This window comes from Geomonas limicola (genome assembly GCF_014193675.1).
Lineage (GTDB): Bacteria > Desulfobacterota > Desulfuromonadia > Geobacterales > Geobacteraceae > Geomonas > Geomonas limicola.
Genome location: NZ_BLXZ01000008.1, coordinates 129,771 through 150,318 on the forward strand (window position 1 = coordinate 129,771; position 20,548 = coordinate 150,318).

At 64.0% G+C, this 20,548-nt stretch carries 11 protein-coding genes; 2 read left to right on the top strand and 9 right to left on the bottom strand.

Annotation, left to right across the window (positions count from 1 at the left end; translation table 11 throughout):
- Positions 1 to 10: 10 nt before the first annotated feature.
- The 6 genes from H7688_RS18265 to H7688_RS18290 form a co-directional block, all read right to left on the bottom strand.
- Complete coding sequence (locus H7688_RS18265; RefSeq protein WP_183362650.1) at positions 11 to 2,791, bottom strand: GPMC system transcriptional regulator; 2,781 nt, start codon at positions 2,789 to 2,791, stop codon at positions 11 to 13.
- A gap of 360 nt (positions 2,792 to 3,151) precedes the next feature.
- The gene (locus tag H7688_RS18270) at positions 3,152 to 3,961 is read right to left on the bottom strand and encodes a hypothetical protein (RefSeq protein WP_183362651.1); all 810 of its coding nucleotides are present in this window, start codon (positions 3,959 to 3,961) and stop codon (positions 3,152 to 3,154) included.
- A gap of 71 nt (positions 3,962 to 4,032) precedes the next feature.
- On the bottom strand, positions 4,033 to 5,523 hold the full coding sequence (locus tag H7688_RS18275; RefSeq protein WP_183362652.1) for a hypothetical protein: 1,491 nt from the start codon (positions 5,521 to 5,523) through the stop codon (positions 4,033 to 4,035).
- Between the two features lie 37 nt (positions 5,524 to 5,560).
- Entirely contained in the window at positions 5,561 to 10,402 is a 4,842-nt protein-coding gene (locus H7688_RS18280; protein WP_183362653.1) for an Ig-like domain repeat protein, read from the bottom strand.
- 483 nt (positions 10,403 to 10,885) lie between these two features.
- Entirely contained in the window at positions 10,886 to 12,727 is a 1,842-nt protein-coding gene (locus H7688_RS18285; protein WP_183362654.1) for a TIGR04442 family protein, read from the bottom strand.
- A gap of 58 nt (positions 12,728 to 12,785) precedes the next feature.
- On the bottom strand, positions 12,786 to 13,544 hold the full coding sequence (locus H7688_RS18290) for a GPMC system MBL fold metallohydrolase (protein ID WP_183362655.1): 759 nt from the start codon (positions 13,542 to 13,544) through the stop codon (positions 12,786 to 12,788).
- A gap of 222 nt (positions 13,545 to 13,766) precedes the next feature.
- On the opposite strand from H7688_RS18290, the gene H7688_RS18295 reads away from it, so the two are divergent.
- Positions 13,767 to 14,801 carry a GPMC system family 4 glycosyltransferase gene (locus tag H7688_RS18295; RefSeq protein WP_183362656.1) on the top strand — a complete coding sequence of 345 codons (1,035 nt, stop codon included), beginning with the start codon at positions 13,767 to 13,769 and terminating at the stop codon, positions 14,799 to 14,801.
- 395 nt (positions 14,802 to 15,196) lie between these two features.
- Positions 15,197 to 15,664, top strand: coding sequence for a CHRD domain-containing protein (locus H7688_RS18300; RefSeq protein ID WP_183362657.1), 468 nt, complete (start codon positions 15,197 to 15,199; stop codon positions 15,662 to 15,664).
- A gap of 343 nt (positions 15,665 to 16,007) precedes the next feature.
- Here the strand turns inward: H7688_RS18300 and H7688_RS18305 are convergent, their stop codons facing one another.
- The 3 genes from H7688_RS18305 to recD form a co-directional block, all read right to left on the bottom strand.
- Positions 16,008 to 17,342 carry a DNA recombination protein RmuC gene (locus H7688_RS18305; protein ID WP_183362658.1) on the bottom strand — a complete coding sequence of 445 codons (1,335 nt, stop codon included), beginning with the start codon at positions 17,340 to 17,342 and terminating at the stop codon, positions 16,008 to 16,010.
- A complete protein-coding gene (locus tag H7688_RS18310) occupies positions 17,339 to 18,115 on the bottom strand; it encodes an alpha/beta fold hydrolase (RefSeq protein ID WP_246329878.1) in 777 nt (258 codons plus the stop codon). Before H7688_RS18310 ends, H7688_RS18305 begins: the two co-directional genes overlap by 4 nt.
- A 244-nt stretch (positions 18,116 to 18,359) precedes the next feature.
- Positions 18,360 to 20,213: an exodeoxyribonuclease V subunit alpha gene (recD, locus tag H7688_RS18315; protein WP_183362660.1), complete on the bottom strand. Its 1,854-nt coding sequence runs from the start codon at positions 20,211 to 20,213 to the stop codon at positions 18,360 to 18,362.
- Between the last annotated feature and the right edge of the window lie 335 nt (positions 20,214 to 20,548).

Consider the following 20,548-nt stretch of genomic DNA (forward strand, 5'->3'; position numbering starts at 1 on the left):
GGGCTCCTCCTCAGATCCGCACGGTTTTGTAGAGGAAGTTCTTGAACCGGAAAAAGCGCTTGCGCTCTTCCTCGTCCTCGAGGTCGGCGCCGACGGCCTTCAGATGCCGCGCGATCTCGGGCATGGTCTTCCCTGCCTGGACGCGGCTCTTCTCGATGACCTGGCAGACCACGTCGCGCGAGATCCTGCTCTGCGAGAACGGCTCGTAGACCGCCTCCCAGAAGTCCTGACCTGCGGCTATCGCACTGAGGATACCGGCTGCCACTTCGTCGACCAGCCGCTCGGCCGCCGGCACCACCTGGTCGCGGGAGCCGTCCTTGATCGCCCGTCTGATATCCGCGCCGGTCACCACCTTGCCGCTTCTGAAGAAGAGCGCCCGCAACAGGATACTGCGCAACTCGCGGATGTTCCCCTGGTAGTTGTGCCCGACCAGGGCGTCCTTGGCGTCCTTGGAAAGAGACGGCGACTCGTCGCGCCCCTCTTCGCGGCCGCGGTAGGTGCGGTAGAGCTTGCCGAGGAAGTGGGTGGCCAAGTCGGGAATATCCTCGCGCCGCTCGTTCAAGGAGGGCACCACCACGGAGAGCTCGGTCAGGCGGTGGTAGAGGTCCTCGCGGAAGTTCCCGAGGCTGATCTCGCGGCGCAGGTCCTTGTTGGTGGCGGCGACCAAAAGGACGCGGCTGATCCTCTCGCGGTTCTCGCCCAGGCGCACGAAACCGCCGTTATCCAGAAAACGCAGGAGCTGCACCTGGGTCTTCGGGTCGGCATCGCCGATCTCGTCCAGGAAGACCACCCCACCTCCTGCCTCCTCGATGATCCCCTTGCGGTCGCTGTAGGCGCCGGTAAAGGCCCCTTTGATGTGCCCGAAGAGTTCGGAGTAGGTGAGTTCGCCGCTGTAGGCCGCGATGTTGGTCTTCTTGACCGGGAGCTCGCCGTCCGGGTTCACCTCTTTGCGGTAGAGCTCGTTCAGCTTGTTGTAGAGGTTGTTGAAGAAGAACTCCTTGCCGGCGCCGGTGGGACCGAGGACCAGGATGGAGGGGAGCCCGATGGTCGCCTCCTGCAGGATGTTGCGGCTCCAAAGCGCGATCCGGTTGGAGAGCGGCACCGAGACCGTGTTGATGAACTCGACGATCTCCTGGGCCTTGCGGCTGTTGCCGATGATGTTTCCCAGCCGATAGGAGGAGACCTTGGGGTCCTTGTAGGCGATGTCGCTTTGCAGCTTGGTCACCTCGTTCTGCAACCGCTCGATGCGCTGGATGTCCGAGATGTGCCGCGAGGTGAGCCTGTCGATGATCTGCAGGATCCGCTTGTGCTCCTCGGTGAAGTACCCCTCCTGCAAGGAGTTTAAGCAGATGACGGCGATCACCTGGTCGTCGGAGACGACCGGGACCGCCATCTCGCTCTTGATGAGCTCGCTCATGGAGCGGTGGAACCCCTGGTGCTGGCCGGCGTCGGAGACCTGGCCGATGATCTGCGGCTTCTTGGACCAGGCGACGTACCCGGTAAGGCTGCGTTCCTCCACGGGGAGTTCGGGGCCGCCGATCTTGAAGGGGGGGATCTTTTTCTTGATCCACTCCTTGTTCTTGGCGCCGACGATGTTCCCTTCCTCGTCCTCGACGACCAGCCACTTCTCCCCTTCGCGCTCCTCCACGATGGCGATGGAACCGGTGTCGGCGCCGATCAGCTCGGTCGCCTTGGAGAGCACCTTGGTGAGGAACTGGTGCAGCCCCTCGTTTCGCTCCTGCAGGAGATCCGAGATCTCGGAGAGTACCTTGATCTCGAGGTGCTCGCCGCCGACCTCGTTGATGACCCGCTCCACCATCTCGGCGTGGGTCTGCAAAAGGCCGCGCTCGAACTCGGTGAAACTGCCCCGCTGCCGGGTGAAGTAGTTGATGAGGCAGATGATACGGTGCGTGTTCGGCTCGTAGCGCGGCACCATGTACAGGGAGCGCAGCGCCATCTCTTCGGTGAGCGCGCGGCGCTGAATGGTCTCGTCGCAGAGATCCGGCACGTAGAGCGGTTTTAAGAGCTGCTCGTCGACGATGATGCCGTTTTCGTTCACGTAGCGCGAGACGAGCGAGGTCCCCTGCTTGAGCCCGATGCTGCCAACGCTGTCGTAGGTGCTTTTCAGCTCCGGATCCTCGGCGTGGCTTGCCAGCACCTCCATCCCTGCGCGGTTGGGGACCAGCACCGAAGCGAGGGTGAGCCCGTCGACCAGGCGCACCGCGGAGCGCACCATGAAGCCGGCTGCCTCGCGCCGTTTGTAGAGTTCGACCCGGCGCGCCAGAAGGAGCTGCTGGTGGTACTTTCTCGCCTGGTCGAGCCGATCGCCGGACTTGGCGAGGAAGTGGGAAAGGATGGCGATCTGCTCCCCGGTCACCTCCATGCCGTCCAGGCAGGCGACGCCGATCGATTTCCCTTCGCTCGCTATGGGGAGGATGGTGCTGGCCTCGATCTGGAAACGGGTGGAGAAATCGCGGTCCTGGGGGAGGCCGGTCTCGGTGGGGCGGGCCAGGCGGGCGACTTTTTGGTTCACGAAGGTGAGGGAGACCGCGGCTTCCGAAGAGATGATGGGGAAGGTCTCTTCGCGGATGGCGTCGGCGAAGTCGCCGCAGGCGTAGGCGCAGGAGAGGGCACCGCGGGTCAGGTCCTCCAGGTAGATGCGCACCCGCTCGACGGAGGAGATGAGTCGCACCCCTTCGCTTACCATGTGGAGCGTCTCGTCCAGGTTTTCCTTGCCGAAGGAGGCGATCTTGTCGCTGATTCGGGTCAGCTGCTCGTTGATGGCTGCCATGTCGTCCTCTGAGTAAAAAATTTACACAGTGGGTACTTTAGGGAAAAACTACGGCAAAGTCAAAGTCAAAGGAAGCGTCGAGGGAGGGGGCTGTAATTGGGACGTGGCTCCGCACCCGGGCTGCGGCCTGCAGGCGTGGATGGGGGGCGCGTTGGTGCGCTCCCTGGAAAAGGCTCGGGCGGATCTTCTCGGACAATCCCTGAAGGTGGGGCCGGGGGAAGCAGGGACTGTGCTACCGGCGTATTTTTGGGGGAAAAGGTGAAAAGGGCACTCCGGCGGCTATGGTGGGGCGGTGACCGGTCTGCCGCTGGGCACACCCCGGCACCGCCCCTGCCGGGACGGTACCGGGTGAACTGCCGGTCAGTCGAAGTAGTAGTAGAGCGCGAGCCCGCCACGGAAACCGGCGACGGACTGTTGACGGAACTCGCCGATGCTGCGGCGCGACTGCTGCAGAAAGGCCCCGGAAGGGAGCAGGTAGAGGTTCTTCCTCAGCTGGAGGTAGGCACCCAGTTCGGCAGCATAATCCTCGGCCGGCGTGCGCAGGTCGGCCGAGGTGGCGAACTCGGCCGACAGCTTGCCGTCCAGGGTGAGGACGTGGTTCAGCTCCTTTTCGACACCAAGGACCACCTCGTGGCTGTCTGCCTCTCCCTTGGTCCGGAGGCGGGCATGGTAGTCGAAGTAGGGGATCGTCCCGGACCCCAGGCGGTAACTGGCGGAAAGCGAGGGGCTGAAGACGGTGCTGCGCTCCCCCGCACCGTCCCGGGGCGCACTGTCGAAGGCGACCGCAAACCCGGCGACCACGGCTAGCGGTGCCTGCTCCGGGAGCGGGTACCGGTACTGGAGCCCGGCGCTCAGGTCACCCATGCCGCTGCGCCGTTCCACCCCGTCTGGCGTGAGGCTGCGCTCCTTGAAAACCTGGCGCAGGGAGAGGTCGAGCTGCAGGCCGTGTCCCAGCCCGAAGCCCAGCGAGCTCACCTGGGTGTCGTCGGCCTTGCTGTAGGAACCGACGTTCTTGATGGTCGGGCGCAGAAAACTGAACTGATAGCCGGTCTTAAGTTCGGCCTGGCCGGTGTCGAGCAGGTCGGTGACCAGGAGCTTGTGTGCGGCGTTGGCCGGCTGCGCTGCAGCCAGCAACAACGCGAGTGCTACTAAGATGCTGCCTTGTTTCACGGGGCTATCCTCCTTGGCGCCTGCCGCGGGAACCTTGGGTAAAGACTCCGGCAGGCGCCGCTAAACGGCGGTCAGTTGACGGTGACGGTTACCTGGGCCGGGAGTTCCGTCCCGGCGCTACTGAGGATCTTGACCCCCGTGACTGCGAAGGAACCGGCGTCAGGAGCGGAGCCCGCCGTAGCCCGGGAACAGGTGAAGGTCAGGAACGACCCTGAGCTGAAACCGGTGCCCGAGGCGATACCGAAGACGAAGGAACCCGAGCCCGGGTTGGTCTCCAACAGCGAGCCGACTGCGGCCCCGGTCAGGGTGGTGGACCCCGGATTCAGGGTGAACCCGGTGGGAAGGGAGACCGTCCCCTGAACGCCACCCAGAAGCGCAAGTCCGTTGGGAACGCTCAGGGTGACGGTGAAGCTCTGGGACGTGCTGCTGTTGAAGCTCGACAGTGTCGTCACCGCGAGGGAGAGCCCGGCGGAGAGGAGGTTGCGGTTGGCATCCAGCACCTTGACCTGCGACAGGGTGAAATCCGCGGCCGTCGGCACTGGCTGCGCGGAAGGGACGCTGCAGGTGAAGGTCAGGATGTTGCCGGAGGCAAAGCCGGTGGAGGAGAGGAGTCCGACGGTGAGGGCGCCGGCACTGGGGTTGCTGGCCAGGATGGTGCCGACCGCACCGCCGGTCAGGGCGGGGCTCCCCTGGTTCAGGGTGACGCCGGCGGGCATGGTGACGGTCCCCTGCACCCCTCCCAACTGGGCACTTCCCGGCACGCTCACGGTCACCAGCACGGTGCGGGTACCGACGTTGGCCAGGGGAGAGTTGCTGGCGTCGGTGACGCCGGTTTCGTTGTGAACGTTGCCGGTGAAGTCTGACAAGGCCCCCTTGAGCGCGTCGGCGGTGCCGCTGTTCATGGAACTCGTGGCCACGTCGATGTTGCTGGCGAGGTCGGCGAGGGTGCTCGCCAGGGACTGGCTGCCGTTATCGCGCAGCTGCGAGATGACGGCCAGGGCCAGGGTATAGGTGGCCTGGTCGGCCGAGGCGCTGTTCAGGTCCGCGGCACGGGCCGCCACCGGCTGGGTGTTGATGATATCCACCTTGAAGAGGTCGGAGACCACGTCGTTGGCAGCCTGGATGGCTTGGGGGGTATAGGCCCCCCCGGTCTTCTGCACCGCGATCTCGGTGAGTGCGGTGACCGGGAGGTTCATGTCGCCCTGGGCCTTGGGGAGCGCGGCGCGTATCGGGGCGTCCGCCGGCACCTGCAGCACGCTGCCGGTCGCCTCGTCCAGGTAGTCGCCGCTCGCCTCGGCGACCACCGGGCCGACGTAGTTCCCGAGATTCGCCGAATAGGTGCCGAAGGCGGGGTTGATGGCGGCCTGTTTGAGGAGCGCGCCGCGCTTGCCGTTCACCAGGGCGTAGAGGTTCACGGTGCCGCTGGTGAATATCCCCTTGGAGGCGATGCCGCTGATGCGGGTGGGCTGTTGCTGGGCGGCGCCGTCGTGGTAGTCGCTGCATCCGGCAGCCGACAGGCCGAAGGCCAGCAGGAGGAAGCCGATGAGTGTGCGCAGGTTCATGGTCTGGGTCCTTTTCGCGAAGCTTGCCGGGGCAAGGCTAGAAGTTGAGCGATCCGACTGCCTTTTTCAGGATGGCCAGGGCGTCCTCGATGTCGATCACGCCGTCGGGCTGGGGGACGTTGCCCACAAGCGGCCCCACGTCGCCTACCGCCAGGTCGTCGGCGTCGGCCGTCGCGAAGCCGACGGCGATCTGCAGCGCCTTGAGGGCGTCCGCTATGTCCACCCTGCCGTCGCGGGTCAGGTCGCCGAGCATCTTCGGACGCAAAACGTTGCGCTGCACGGTGCTCACGTTGCCGGCCTGGTCGGTGGCGCGCACCGTGATGGCGTAGCTCTTGGCGCTGGGGAGGCTCAGCTGCTGGGTGAAGCTCCCGCCGGTCACCTGGGGGGTGTAGTTCTGCCCGTCCAGGGTGACGACGACCTGCGGCTGGCCGAGATCGTCGCTCACCGTGCCGACGATGGTGACGCTGGTGGCATTCACGGTGGCATCGGCTGCCGGGGAGGTGACCGCCAGCGCTGGGGTGGTGGTGTCGGAGACCACGGTGCGCTTCACGGTGGAGCTGTTGCCGGCCAGGTCGGTCGCGGTCAGGAACACGGTGTTGGTGCCGTCGGCCAGGTTGAGCGAGATCTCGAAGGCGCTGCCGGTCATGGCCGCCTGTTGGGGGGCCCCCCCGTTCACGGTCGCCGAGACCGTACCGATGTTGTCCATCTGGCCGGTGCAGGTAAGGGTGCGGCTGGAGACCACGCTGTTGTCGGCCGGGGTGTCGACGCCGATTGCCGGGGCGGTGGTGTCAAGGGTTATGCTTCGGCTGTCGGTGGTCTCGAGCCCCGCGTTGTCGACGGCGGTGATCACGAAGGTGTTGCGCCCTTCGACCATCGTCCTGGCCACCGAGAAGCCGCCGCCGGTCACCTGGACCGGCTGGCCGTTCAGTACCAGCGACGCGATGCCGTTGAGGCTCGTGACGGTTCCGGTGAGGTTGATGGTGGCAAGCTGGGTCACCGTGCCGTCTTCCAGCGTGGAAACCGTGAGGGCCGGTGCGCTGGAGGTGTAGCCGACCACGAGCGGCTGGTTGACGCTCGCCGCGGCGCCGTAGGTCGCGTTGCCTGGCTGCGAGGCGGTGATGGTGGCGGTTCCCACCCCGACGATGGTGACGGTGGAGCCACTCACCGTGGCGACCGCCGGGTTGGAGCTCGCGTAGCTGACGGGGAGGCCGCTGTCGGCACTGGCGCTCAGGTTGAACGGCGCGTCGGTCAGGATCTTCAGGGCAAGCGGCGCAAAGGCGATGCTCTGCCCGATCTTGTCGACCTCGAGGAGCACCGTTGCCGTTGCCGAGGTGTAGTTGCCGGTGTCGGTCGGGGTGAAGGTCACACTCAGGGCCTGGGTCTGGCTCACCAGGGCGCCCGTACCCGGGGTGTAGGCGAAACTCCCGGGAAGGCTGGCTGTCGCATTCAGCTGCCGCGTGTCAAGCGAGGTGCCCGAGGGGACCGGATAGGGGGGAAGCCAGCTTAGGGCCGGCGTGGCCCTGGTGATGGTGAGGTTCGCGCCGGTGAAGGAGATCTGGTAGTTGTTGCCGGCCGCGAGGGTCCCCTGGCCGATGGCGTAGGGGCCGCCCGCCACGCTCTCGCCGGCGGCGCGGGTGAGCGCGCCGCTGATGACGCCAGCGCTGTCGCCGTTCGCCAGCCCGCTGAAGATGTAGCTCAAGGTCGGGTCGGCGGCGCCGTAGACCTTGGTCTGGGAGTTCGCGATAACGGTGAGGGTGGCTTTGTTGACGGTCACGGTGCGCTGCACCGGTGCCGCCGCGTTGTAGCCCGCATCGGCGGCCTGGTCTGCCTGGATCACGATGCTGCCGGCGGAGCCTGCACTCAGGAGCTTTCCGTTGCTCCCGCTCAGGGTGCCACTGCCGGTCCCCCCCACGATGCTGAAGATGACCGGGCTGGTGGAGGCGCCAGCAGTGACGAAGCCGGAGAGATCGAGCGCCTGGGCGCCGTAGCTTGTCGCCGGGGGCTGGGAGAAGCTGAGGCTCTGGCTCCCCTTGTTGACCGCGAAGCTCTGGGAGACCTGGGGGGCCGGGCCGTAGCTGCCGTTGCCGGCCTGATCCGCGCGGATGGTGCAGGTCCCGGTGGCGGAGAAGGATAGCTGGCCGTCGGCGGTAACCGCGCAGATGCCGGCGGTCGCCGAGCTGAAGCTCGGGGTGAGCCCGGAGGAGGTGCTGGCGTTCAGGGTCGGGGTGCTGCCGAAGCTCTGGGCGCCGGGGTTTGCAAAGGTGATGGTCTGGGCCGCTTTCGGGGTCACGCTGTTGGAGGGGGCCGAGGCGGAACCGGTGCCGGCCGTGTTGGTGGCGCTGACCGTGAAGCTGTAGCTGGTGCCGTTAGTGAGGCCGGTTACCGTAAGCGGGCTGGAGGCGCCGGTTGCCGTGGCGCCGCCGGGGCTCGCGGTCACCGTGTAGCCGGTGATGCTGGTGCCGCCGGTCGAGGCCGGCGCCGTGAAGCTGACGCTCGCCTGGGCCTCGCCTGCCGTCGCGCTGCCGATGGTCGGGGCACCCGGGACGACCGCGTTGACCGCGAAGGAGCGGGTCACGGTTGACGCCGCGAGGTAGCTGCCGTTGCCGGCCTGGTCGGCGGCGATGCTGCAGGTGCCGGCGGCGAGGAAGCTGAGCGCCCCCCCCGCGGTTACCGTGCAGACTCCGGTGGTCGAGGAGGAAAAGCTCACGGTGAGCCCGGAGCTCGCAACGGCGCTCAGGGTCGGGGTGGTGCCGAAGTTCTGGGCGCCGGGGTTTGTGAAGGTGATGCTCTGCACTGCTTTGGGCGTCACGCTGTTGGAGGGGGCCGAGGCGGAGCCGGTGCCGGCCGTGTTGCTGGCGCTGACCGTGAAGCTGTAGCTGGTGCCGTTAGTGAGTCCGGTTACCGTGATCGGGCTGGAGGCGCCGGTTGCCGTGGCGCCGCCGGGGCTCGCGGTCACCGTGTAGCCGGTGATGGGGCTGCCGCCGTTTGAGCCCGGTGCCGCGAAGCTGACGCTCGCCTGGGCGTCGCCTGCCGTCGCGCTGCCGATGGTCGGGGCGCCGGGGACCGTGTAGATGGTCTGAGTAAGGGGAGCCGAGGTGGAGCCGTTGAAGCTGGCGTCGCCGCCGTACTGGGCGGTCAGGGTGTGACTCCCCACCGAGAGAGCCGAGCTCGAGTAACTCGCGCTGCCGCTGCCGTTGAGCGCCGCGGTCCCTAGCTGGGTGGCCCCGTCCAGGAAGGTGACGCTGCCGGTCGGGGTGCCCGAGCCGGTGACCGTCGCGGTCAGGGTCACCGAGGTCCCCTGGCTGACGGGTGAGCCGCTGGTCGCGAGGGACGTGCTGCTGGTCTTCTTACTGACCGTGAGGGTCGCCGAGTTGGAGGTCGCCGCAGGGTTCACGCTCCCGGTGATCACCACCCGGTAGGCGTAGCCGTTCATGGCGAGGGTGGCGCCGGCGATGCCGAGGGTCGAGGTGGTGCTGCCGCTGTAGACGCTGCCGTCGCTCAGGTTGCTGAAGCCGGAGCCGGTATCGACCTGCCACTGGTAGGTGATGCTCGATCCGGTGGCGGTGGCCGAGAAACTGGCGGTGCCGCCCAAGGTCACGCTCGCGTTGGCCGGCTGTGCGGAGATCGAGGGGGCTACCGCGCTGTCGACGAAGCTGTGCAGCCAGAGGTCGCCGGTGCGACCGTTGGGAAAGAGAACCCCCTTCGCATGGCCGACGGCAAGCGGGGCCCCGAAGTACGAGGTGTCGTCGTAGCTGTCGCAGTAGCTCCCCCAGTCGGGGTCTGGCCAGCAGCGGTCCGAGTAGCTGTTGTCCAGCTTGGTCGCCGCCTCCAGAAGCGTGCCGCTGTTTGAGTAGCGGGCGCCGGTGGTGTAGTAGTAGTCGTAGCCGCTTACGGTGTTCACCAGGCTGTCGAAGATCATGAAGCCGCCGTCGCCCAGGGACTTGAAGCTCGGCCAGACCCCGGTGAAGCTACCCGCACTGCTCGTCGTGCCGTCAGACTGCACCTTCTTCAGCTGGTAGCTCGCGCCGCTGTTCCCGGAAAAGGCGACCATGAAGTTGCCGTCGCTGAGCCCCATGACGTTCGTATAGGGGGAGTTGCTGTAGGTACCCAGGGCGAAGTGCTGTACGCCACCCACGGTGATCTGGGTGCCGTTGTCGCTGTAGAGGACGCCGTAGAGGTTGGCGTTGTTGTAGCAGTGCTCGGTAATGAGGAACTGCCCGGCCTGGTTGGAGGCGATGTTGGAGGAATAGGCCGAGGAGTTGTTGCAGTTGCCTTGGCCGGTCCCCGTCTTCTGGATGGAGGTCTGCCCGGTGACGGGGGTGCCGTTGGGCTGCAGGATGCGCAGGGAATAGCTGTCCCCCGCGGTCTGGAAGGTGAAGGCGAGGTTGCCGTTGGAAAGCTCGGCCATGTCGGTGTAGCAGTTGTACGCGTTGGTCGAGGTGTTGATCGCGGTAAACGGGGTCGTGATGACCCCCGTGGCGCTCAGGCGCAGGAACATGTACGGGTTGTTGGTGTTGTTGTCGCACCCGTTGGAGGTCCCTTCCACGGTGACGATCAGTTCGCCGTTGGCGACCGGGTAGATGGCCATGGTGGACTTGTTGTTGGCGCGCGCCCCGAGGGCTGCCGCCAGGGAGGTGTTGTACACCAGGGTGCCGTCCGAGGTGACCACCTTGACCGAGGGGGAGTTGGTGTTGGCGTTGACCAGCATCGCGATGGTGCCGTTGCTGAGCCCCGCGACCTGGTTGGCCCCGCTTCCCCGCTGGCCGGTCAGCTTCGGCGAGCTGACGGGGTCGATGTAGTTTGCCAGGGCCGGGACTGCTGAAGCCAAAGCAAACAGGCATATCGACAAGAGGCCGATAATGAGCCTTCGTACTTCCATGTGTGCCTCCTTGAACGACACGTCAATTCTGGTTTCTGGATGTGAGACGGTAGATGGAATGTGCGAGCATCATTGGGCATGGTGGAAAGGGGACATTGGCATCTAACAGGGCGCTCGCAATGTAAGAGTTATCGGAAGGAGAGGCGTGCTCTTTAACGAAAAAGGGTACTTTAAATAAGTTTCGGAAGGATGCAGGCGGGTGTGTTCCAGATGGCCCAAAGAGGCTTAAGGGATCTTTTGAGTGGCAACAGGGGCAAGCCCGAGAACCATGCTCTGGTCCCTTGGTGCGGCGTAGGCCGAACCGGGGCAGCGACTTGGGTACTTTGGATGGCGTCTGTGGTCGACTTTGGAAGGGGGACGAGCGGGATAACCAAAGGTACTCGAGCTGAAAGAGGGGCGGGTTTCGGTGCCGGAACGCTCTCCCCGGAGGTGCTGTCGGCGAGAGGGATGCTGGTTGCCCGGGATACGAGGGTTAAAGTTGTTTTAATTGAGTCCCTTGCGGATCTGGTACAGCTCCTCCAGGTCGAGGTCGTTCAGCTCGAAGAACTCGCGCTCGAGCTCCTCGACGTAGAAACGGTCCAGACCGGAATTCTCCAGGAAGTCCTCCCTGAGCGAACAGTTCTTCTCGGCGACGATCTGGGGCAAAAGGTTGTGGATGTAGATGGCCTCTTTCTTGATGGCCAGGATGGTCTCGTGGAACAGGTGCTCGGGGATCTCTCCCTCGACGAGTTTCTTGTGGTTCAACTCCTCGGTGAGTTCCTTCTTGAGCGCCTCCTGGTCTGCCTTGGTGGTGTACTTCGAGTAGAAGTTGCGGATCCGCTCTTTTACGTGCTCTAACAGGATCAGGTAGAGCCGCTCGTCTTTGTCGATCTGCTGCAGCTTCTCCAAAAGCGCCGTGATGGTGAGCCGGTTCTCCTCGATGAGCTTCAAACCTTCGGCCAGGTGTGTCACCTTCTTGCGGCCGTAGTTCCCCAGGTACTTATCCTCGAAGATGCCCGAGAGAAAGAGCTTGGTGAAGAGCCCCGGGGCGAGCAGGTCGAAGGCGCTCTTGTTCCCCAAGAGGCTCCTGATCATCTCCTCGGAAATCCTCACGTTCTCCATGAAGGCCAGCTGGTTGATGGCCGACGAGGTGGCGTCGTAACGGTCGAAGTAGGTGATGATGTACGAGTACCCCTCGAGGATGGAGATGTCGGCACCGTCGCGGATCTTCTCGTCGCAGACCTTGCTCGCGTCCAGCAGCATCTCCTCGAAGGCGTGGTCGCGATTCTCGGCGGCCTGCTTCTTGGCGAAGAGGAGCTTCAGCATGTCCTCGGTGTCGATGGCGCTCTCGATGTGGCGCTCGGAGAGGAACATCCCCTCCAGGATCTGCCGGGTCTCGGAGATATAGTTCGACTCCTCCAGATCGACCAGCTTCTTGTCCTTTTTGAGCATCTCGTCCAGCGTATAGAAGAGCGCGCCGGGGATCTTGTTCCTGACCGAGAGGGTCTTCAAACGGGTCAGACGGGCGTTTTCCAGCTTGTTGATCTCGCCCTTTCGGTTGCAGGCGATCAGGATGTTCTTGTACTCGTCGACGATGCGCCGGTTGTCCGGATGCTTGTACATGACATCGATCCGGATGCGCTCCTGCTGGTAGCGGTCGATACCGTAGCGCTCGGCCAGTTGGGAGAGCTTCTGGAACTCGGAATCGGTGATCTTCTTGTTGCTGAAGTAGAGGTCGCGGAAGGTCTCGGAGTACTGGCGGTGCCGGGTGTTGATCAGCTTGAAGAGGAAAAGGTGGGCGCTCGGCTCGTCGATGAGGCTCAAGATCTCTTCGATGATCAGGTTGTCGTGTTCGAACCCGACCGCGTGGGAGCGCTTCAGCGCCTTTCCCAGCACCTTGACGATGCGCTCCTGCTGCTCGTGCAAAGGTCCGGTGAAGTCGGCGCCGGTCAGGGCGAAGAAGTAGTTGAACACGGCGTTGCCGTCGAAGAAGATCTTGTCGAAACTGTGGTAGCCGTCGGTGCGGTCGGAAAACTTGAGGGTGCCGCTTTTCTGGTCGTAGTGGGTTCCGTAGACCACCAGACGGTTCGATACCTCTTCCTTGGCGAGGTCGGCAATCGGCTGGTCCACGCCGAACATGTACTCGCAGAAGGAACCGCCGTTGCCGCGGTGGCTGATGCCGTCGCGGCCGATGATGAACTCGTTGCCGGGGGAGAAGAAGCGGATTTCCGAATCGGCCTGGTCGGAGTTGTAGAAGTAGCGGTTGTACGCTTCGCTGCCCGCGGTTATCGCATAGAATTCAATCTGATCATTGGCATAGCCGTGCAGTCGAATGTCTCTGAACATCAGTTCCGTCCGTTTCGTGCGGCTGGGATGGTGGTGCGAGCGACGCGGCGCTCAAACTTCATGGCAGCTCCAGAACCATGCCATCGTAGGCGAACTCGACCCCCGGCGGCAGACGCTCGCCGTCGGCGTGCCGCACCTCGTGGGTGAGGTGGGTCAGCACCGTGCGGCGCGGATGCAGCTCCTCGACCACCTTCAGTGCGCCCTCTATGTTGAAGTGGTTGGGGTGCGGGGAGTAGCGCAGACCGTCGATGATCAAGAGGTCGAGATCCTGCAACAAGGCACGTGAGCTTTCCGGGATCGCACTGCAGTCGGTGAGGTAGGCCGCAGCGCCGAACCGGTAGCCGGTGGCCAGAAAGGCGCCGTGCTCGATGGGAATCGGCACGATCCGGCAGCCGAACAGCTCGAAGGGGGCCTCTACGTTGTGGGGTTCCATGAGCTGCGAATACCCCTCGCTGGAGAGTCCGTCGAAGATGTAGGAGAAACTCCGGGTTACCTGCTCCATGGTCTCGGGACTGCCATAGCAGGGGATGATGCGGCGATGGATGAAGTGGAAACCGCGCAGGTCGTCGATGCCGTGGATGTGGTCGGCGTGGGTGTGGGTGAGGAGTACCGCGTCGATGTGGGGTACCCCCTCGCGCAGCATCTGCTTGCGAAGGTCGGTCGAGGTGTCTACCAGGATGCGTCCGCCGCCGCACTCTACCATGATGGAAGCGCGGGTTCTCTTGTCGTGCCGGTCGGTGGAATCGCAGACCTGACAGTGGCAGCCGACCATGGGAATGCCGGTCGAAGTGCCAGAGCCGAGGATGGTAATTTTCATGTGTCAGACCTCGTAATGGCGCGTAACGTAGCATGATTGTGCTAGCGAGGCAAGGGGTTTGTCCCTTGCCTGGCGCGGCATTTGCGGCTATGATGAAGTCATTCCACGAAGTTGGAGCCGTGCCATTACCCCCGGTACTCTTGCCTGCTCCGGAGGTGTCGGACCGGGATCAGCGGCGTCCGGCTCATGAAGGGCGGCTAGGCTCCCCCCAAAGGATTGTAAATGCGTGTCTGCCTCATTGCACCCAACTATTTTCCCGCCGAGAACGGCAATGCGGTGACCGTTCGGCGCATCGAGCGCCACCTGAGGTTGCTGGGCTGCGAGGTCCGGGTCTTCCAGGTGGACAAGATGGCGGGCGAAGAGCTTCTGGCCGGCGTGAAGGAATTCGCACCGGACCTTTTGCACGCCTTCCACGGCTACCACGGCGGCCGGATGGCACACGCCATCGCCGAACAGTTGCAACTCCCCTACCTGATCACCCTGACCGGCACGGACGTCTACCAGGCACTCGACGACCACCGCAGCTTCGACACCCACGCCGCCTTGAAGGGGGCGGTACGGCTGGTGGCTTTCCACGCCTACGTGAAGCGGCGCCTGGGCGAACACCTCCCGAGCATGGAGGAGCGCACGGTGGTGATCCCGCAGGGTGTGGAACTGCCGAATCTGCCGGCGCCGCCGGTCCCGGCGCAGAAGGAGGGGTGCACCTTCCTGCTCCCGGCGGGGCTGCGTCCGGTCAAGAACGTGCTTTTCCCGTTGCAGCCGCTGGCGGCTTTGCACGCGGTCTATCCGGGGGTCAAGCTCCTTTTGGTCGGGCCGGTGATCGACGCGGGGTACGCCGCCGAGGTGATGGACGCCCTCGAGCAGTACCCGTTTGCGCGTTACCTGGGGACCGTGGGGCACGACGCGATGGGGAACCTGTACCGCAGCGCCGACGTGGTGCTGAACAGCTCGCTTATCGAGGGAGGGATGTCCAACGCGGTGCTGGAGGCGCTCTCGCACGCCAAGCCGCTTTTGGTGACCGATATCGAGGGGAACCGCTCCATCATCAAGGAGTGCCACACCGGGATGCTCTACCGCGACGCGGGTGAGTTTTACCGCAAGGCCGAGCACCTGGTGACCGATACCGAGTTGCGCGAGCGGTTGGGACAGAACGGCCGCAGCCTGGTGCGTGACAAGTACCCGCCGGAACGGGAGGCGGGGGCGTACCTGGAACTGTACCGGGAGATCCTCGAGTCGATCAAACAGCACAAAGCCTGACCACAGAGGACGCAGAGGCACACAGAGGAGACCCGGGGAAAACTGCCCGGGTCTCTTTTTTTTGCCACGGAGACACGGAGGGCACGGAGAAAACTCCAAGCGAAAAGCCGGAAGGCGGATTGGACGGATTAGCGCAAGGTTTTGACGGATAAACCTTTAAATCTAGGGGGAGAGACAATAACAACTGCGGAGGTTTGATCCGGGTAATCCGCATGAGCCTTCGACAAGACGACGGCTCACAAACAGATCCGTATCATCCACGTTGGAAGGGTTTGCTTTCTTTGCGACTCGGGCAGTCGCCATTACAGTTCGTTGACGTCAAAATCTGCTTTCTGTTAGCATGAATTAATGCCATTGTGGCAGCAGGCCAACAGAGAAGTCAGAGGAGGCACGCAATGAGATACCTTAAACTGCTGTTGTTCGTGGTTCTGGCGGTGGTCTTCGCGGCGACGACGGGGCTCGCCAAGGAAACTCACTTCAAAGCTAAGCTGACCCCCAAGGAGGAGACTCAAAAGCCGAAATCGAAGGCTTCGGGCAAAGCAGACTTCAAACTCACCAAGGACGGCAAGACGCTCTACTACAAGCTCGAGGTGAAGAACATCGTGGATGCCACGGCGGCGCACATCCACCTGGCCAAGAAGGGTGAAAACGGCCCGCCCATCGCAGGACTTTTCAGCGCAGAGAAGAAGGGGAAATTCAGCGGGATGCTGGCAGAAGGTGCCATCTCGGACAAGGACCTGATCGGCCCGCTGCAGGGTAAAACCGTGGAAGATCTGCTCCACGTCTTCGAGGCGGAACAGGCCTACGTGAACGTGCACACCGAGGCGAATCCAGACGGTGAAATCCGCGGACAGATAAAGTAGTTCGCTCAAGGCCAGTCAAAGCCTGACCACAGAGGACACAGAGGCACACAGAGGAAACCCGGGACGGCAACGTTTCCGGTTTTTTGTGACCTCTATTCGCCGCAAAAAAGCACAGAAGACACAAAAGAACCCCACCAACTGTCCGGCCATCTTCCTGAGCAAACAGGGGAACCGGTTTTGGTGGGGTTCGTTTTTGTGAATTTTGTGCCTTTTATGGTTAAACGGATCTTGAGCGTGTTTTCCGCAGGTTCTGCTTTTATGCCTTTCCCCGTTTTTTCCTCTGTGTACCTCTGTGTGCCTCTGTGGTGAGAGCCTTTATGTTTTGTGCCTGCATGGTGACCGGTCAGGCCGACGGGGGGCCATCCTCGAGCCTGGTCCAGACGTCTTCGCTCTCCTCGGGGAGTTCCTTCAGCTCTTTTCCCAAGAGTTCCAAGCTCTCGGTGGCCGGCAGCTCCTCGATACCCTGCATCCTCTTCTGGATGCGGCGGGTTCGAGTGGCAGCGGTGTCGATACTGGAGGAGGCCTCGTCGAGCTTTTTACGGGTCTTGTCGAGGAGGGTCCCGAAGCTGGAGAACTCAGTCTTGATGGCTCCCAACAAGCGCCAGACCTCGCTGGTGCGCTTCTCGATGGTAAGGGTCCTGAAACCGAGGCTCAAGGAGGAGAGCAGGGCGGCTATGGTGGTGGGACCGGCGACGATCACCTTGTAGTCGCGCAGGATGCTGTCGAAGAGCCCCGGCCGGCTCAACACGGTGGCGTAGCTCGCCTCGTTGACCAGGAACATCACGGCGAAGTCGGTGGTGCTGGGGGGGGCGAGGTACTTGTCGCAGATGAGCTTCGCCATATTGACCACGGTCCGGTCGAACTGCTTGTTGGCCTCCACGAGCGCGGTCTGGTTTCCCTGTTCCTGGGCCTCGACGATGCGCAGGTAGTCCTCCTGGGGAAACTTGGCGTCGATCGGAAGCCACAGCGGCTGGTCGTCGCGTCCCGGCAGGCGCACGGCGAACTCGACGCGGGCGTCGCTGCCGAGTTTGGTGGCGACGTTCACCGCGTACTGGTCGGGGGTGAGGATCTGCTCCAGGAGGTTGTGCAACTGCACCTCGCCCAGCGTGCCGCGGGTTTTTACGTTGGAGAGCACCTTTTTCAGGTCGCCGACTCCCGCCGCCAGGTTCTGCATCTCGCCCAACCCCTTGTGCACCTGTTCGAGTTGCCCGCTTACCTGCTGGAACGACTCGCCGAGCCGCTTTTCCAGGGTCTCGTGCAGCTTCTCGTCCACCGTGGCCCGCATCTGGTCCAGCTTCCTGCCGTTGTCTTCCTGGAGCCACTTGAGCCTCACCTCGACGGTCTCGCGCAGCTTCTCCAGGCGCTGTTCGTTGCCGGCGGTGAGGGTCCCCATCTGCTGGGCAAAACCGTCCAGCTGCCCCTTTTGCAGGGTGGCGATCTCCACCATCCGCTTTTGTACCGCCTCCCCGAACCTCCCGAGGTTAGCGGCCAGTTCCTCGCGGTTCCGGCTCAGCTCGGCCTGGAACATCCGCTCCAGTCTCTCCAGCCCCTTTTCCAGCTGATCGAAACGTGCCGTGCCGGTCTGCCGCTCCTTGAGCGCGCGCCAGCAGAAGAGGGCGACCGTGAGGATCGCCAGCAGGAGGGTGATGGTGACCAACTGGAACAGCTCGGGGCTCATAGGGTTTCCCGGATCCGGTTCAGGAAGTCGAGGAGTTTCGCGTTGAAGAGCTCGGGCTTTTCCATGTTCACCATGTGGCCGCCACCGGGGATGATCTGGCTTTCACAGTTGGGCAGGCCGGCCCGGAAGACGTCCACGGCGCGCGGCGAGCCGGCGCGGTCCTCCTGGCCAAAGAGCACCAGGGAAGGGTGCTGGAAACCGGAAAGGAGCGGGGTGTAGTCCTTGCGGTCGCGCATGGCGATAAGCCCGCCGGCCAGCGCACCGGGGGCGGTGGAGCGCATCCAGGCGGTTACCTGGGCGATCAGGGCGGGCTGGGTCTGCGAGGTCTCGGGGGCGAAGAGCAGTTCCGCGAAGATCTTGATGATCGGGTTGGCGCCCAGGCGCTCGGCCTGTGCTGCCATGGTGGTGCGGCGGGCGCGTCCCTCCTCGTCGTCGGCTGCGCTCTTGGTGGTGATGAAACAGGCGGCGCTGACGCGTTCCGGGTAGCGCTCCAGGAGGTCGCAGAGGATGTAACCTCCCATCGACATCCCGCCGATCACGGCGTGCCGGATGTCCAGCGCGTCGAGCAGTCCGACGATGGCGTCGGCAAAACTGTCCATGCTGTAGCCGGTGGCGGGCGCTTCGCTCGTGCCGAAGCCGGGAAGGTCCGGCGCGATGACCCGGTAGCCGGCCTGAGCCAGCGGTTGTATCTGCGTCTGCCACATCTGGCGGTTTAGAGGGAAGCCGTGCAACAACAAGACGACGGGACCGCTCCCCTCATCGTAGTAGGCCATAGTTGTTCCATTTACCTGCGCTCTATGCTCCATTGGATCTCCAAGTGGTGTTGTTGTATCGGTCTGTCAAAGGCGGGAGTGCGGCGGATGGCTGGGTGCATCAGCAGAGGGTGCTGAAAGTGCCTTCAGCCTGAGGCAATCCCTGGCGTGGTCGCCGATTGTCTGCGAAGCGCATCTCATTGTCAATTGTCAACTTTCCCTTGTCAACGCCGACGACCCGCCGTTCATTGTCAATCGTCCATTGTCAACCGTCAATTGGTTCCCTGCCCCAAAGCTTCTCCCTGAGTCCTGATCTTCTGACGATCTGGCGCTCGACCGCGGTGCAGAAGAGGTCGTCCGAGGCCAGGATCTCCACACTCTTTTTGGCTCGGGTGATGGCGGTGTAGACCAGTTCTCGGGTGAGCAGCGGGGCGTCGCGGTCGGGCATCAGCAAAAGCACCCGGTCGAACTCGGACCCCTGGCTTTTGTGCACCGTCATGGCGAAGGCGCACTCGTGTTCGGGAAGCCGCAACGGAAGGACCTTGCGCATGCCGCTGCCACTGGGGAAGTAGGCGCGCAACTCGCCGCCGTTTTCCGGGTCGGGAAGTAAAAGGCCGATGTCGCCGTTGAAAAGTCCCAGGTTGTAGTCGTTGCGGGTGATCATTACCGGCTCGCCTGGGTACCAGCGCCCGCCCGGCTTGACGAGTCCCGCCCTGGCCAGGCGCTCCTCGACAATCCGGTTCACGGCCTCGACCCCGAAGGGACCGCTGCGCATGGCGCACAGGATGCGGAACTCTCCGAACCTGGCAAAGGCGGCCTCGGGTGAGGTCTCGGCGAGATAGTCCCCGTACCCTTCCAGGATCCGGCTCGCCAGCGCCTCGCCAAGCTCTCCCGGGGCCGGTGCGTCCGCCAGCAAAAGGTCGCTGCACCCTGCGTCGCGCATCGCCTCGAGGGCGGCCGGACCATTGCCCACGTTCACCAGGGCACTCACCTTGCCGATGCCGCTATTCTCGGAGAAGCGGTAGCTCTTGCGAAGCAGCACGACGGCATCGCCCAACTCAGACCTTCCCGCAACCTCTCCATATGACTGCATCCCCTTTGCTGGGGTGATGGCGCCGGTCAGGTCAGGCTCCTCGTCCAATTGATCCCTGGAAAGCTCCGCGGCAAGTTGCACGAACGCCTTCGAGAACCCGTTGACCGCGCCGGTGTTGCAGATGTCGCCCAGCACGGAGCCTGCCTCGACGGAGGCCAACTGGTCGCGGTCGCCTAAAAGGATCAGCCGGGTGTCCTGGCGTAGGGCGTCCACCAGCTTGGCCATGAGCGGCAGCGAGACCATGGAGGCCTCGTCGACGATGATCACGTCGAAGGGAAGCGGGTTGTCGCGGTGGTGCCGGAAACTGGCGGAGCCTTTCAGGTAGCCGAGCAGACGGTGGATGGTGGAGACATCCTCGGGGATGAGGGCGCGCAGTTCGGCGGCGCAGTCGATCCCCTTGACGATCGATTCCTTGAGGCGCGCGGCGGCCTTACCGGTGGGGGCGACCAGGGCGATCCGGCAGTCGCGGCCGCCCATCTGCTCCAGAAGAAGCGCCAGCACCTTCACCACGGTGGAGGTCTTGCCGGTCCCCGGCCCTCCGGAGATGACGCAGAAGCGCCTGGTCAGGGCGGCCAAGGCAGCTACGCGCTGCCAGTCGGTCGCGCCGGCGGCGCTGGTGGGGAAGAGGCGGGCAAGGCTTGCGGCGAGAACCTCGCGGTCGAATTCGACGGCGGCGCCGCGGGCCAGGATCGCCGCCGCGAGCTGGTCCTCGTAGCGCCAGTAGCGGTGCAGGTAGAGGCGGTTCGCCGGGTCGAGTACCAGCGGGGCGAACTCCCCTGGTTCGCCGACGACCGCGTGGGCGCGCAGGCTGGTAACCCAGGTCTCGAGGTCCGCAACGCCGTAACCCGCAGCACTGCCGTCGGCCAGGGCTGCGGCGAGGTCGAGGCAGACGTCGCCGGCTACCACCCCCCGGCTCAAGAGGGCAGCTGCGCACCAAAGCCGCTTATCCTCGCTGCCGGCCTGGCGGCAGATGAAGGAGGCGAACTGCTGGTCTATCTCGTTGAACTGGATCCCTTCGGGAATCATTAGGCTCTCGTCTCGGTTGCTGGTTTTGCCGTGGGCGGCTTGGCTAAATCCCCCCTGTCCCCCCTTCGCAAAGGGGGGGACGTTAGGGCGCCTGCGGTGCTTCGTGAAACAATTTTCCAGGCCGGGGCGCGGAGCGTCCCGGGCGGCGTTCCCACGCCGGAGCGCAGGAACGAAGGTGTAACCAGGCGTCTACTCGGGACCTCCCTCCCCCCTGGCGGGGGAGGGTCGGGGTGAGGGGGACGTCAGTCCCATCCGTTGCGGTGCAGCGGAGCGTCCGGCTTCCCCTACCCCCCTGCCCCCTCCCGCAAGGGGCGGGGGAGCAACCCCTGGGGACA

What these genes read in the sequence shown, in the direction of transcription:
- H7688_RS18265 (WP_183362650.1), bottom strand. Translation starts at nt 2,791, where the DNA reads ATGGCAGCCATCAACGAGCAGCTGACCCGAATCAGCGACAAGATCGCC.
- H7688_RS18275 (WP_183362652.1), bottom strand. Translation starts at nt 5,523, where the DNA reads ATGAACCTGCGCACACTCATCGGCTTCCTCCTGCTGGCCTTCGGCCTG.
- H7688_RS18280 (WP_183362653.1), bottom strand. Translation starts at nt 10,402, where the DNA reads ATGGAAGTACGAAGGCTCATTATCGGCCTCTTGTCGATATGCCTGTTT.
- H7688_RS18285 (WP_183362654.1), bottom strand. Translation starts at nt 12,727, where the DNA reads ATGTTCAGAGACATTCGACTGCACGGCTATGCCAATGATCAGATTGAA.
- H7688_RS18290 (WP_183362655.1), bottom strand. Translation starts at nt 13,544, where the DNA reads ATGAAAATTACCATCCTCGGCTCTGGCACTTCGACCGGCATTCCCATG.
- H7688_RS18295 (WP_183362656.1), top strand. Translation starts at nt 13,767, where the DNA reads ATGCGTGTCTGCCTCATTGCACCCAACTATTTTCCCGCCGAGAACGGC.
- H7688_RS18300 (WP_183362657.1), top strand. Translation starts at nt 15,197, where the DNA reads ATGAGATACCTTAAACTGCTGTTGTTCGTGGTTCTGGCGGTGGTCTTC.
- H7688_RS18305 (WP_183362658.1), bottom strand. Translation starts at nt 17,342, where the DNA reads ATGAGCCCCGAGCTGTTCCAGTTGGTCACCATCACCCTCCTGCTGGCG.
- H7688_RS18310 (WP_246329878.1), bottom strand. Translation starts at nt 18,115, where the DNA reads ATGGCCTACTACGATGAGGGGAGCGGTCCCGTCGTCTTGTTGTTGCAC.
- recD (WP_183362660.1), bottom strand. Translation starts at nt 20,213, where the DNA reads ATGATTCCCGAAGGGATCCAGTTCAACGAGATAGACCAGCAGTTCGCC.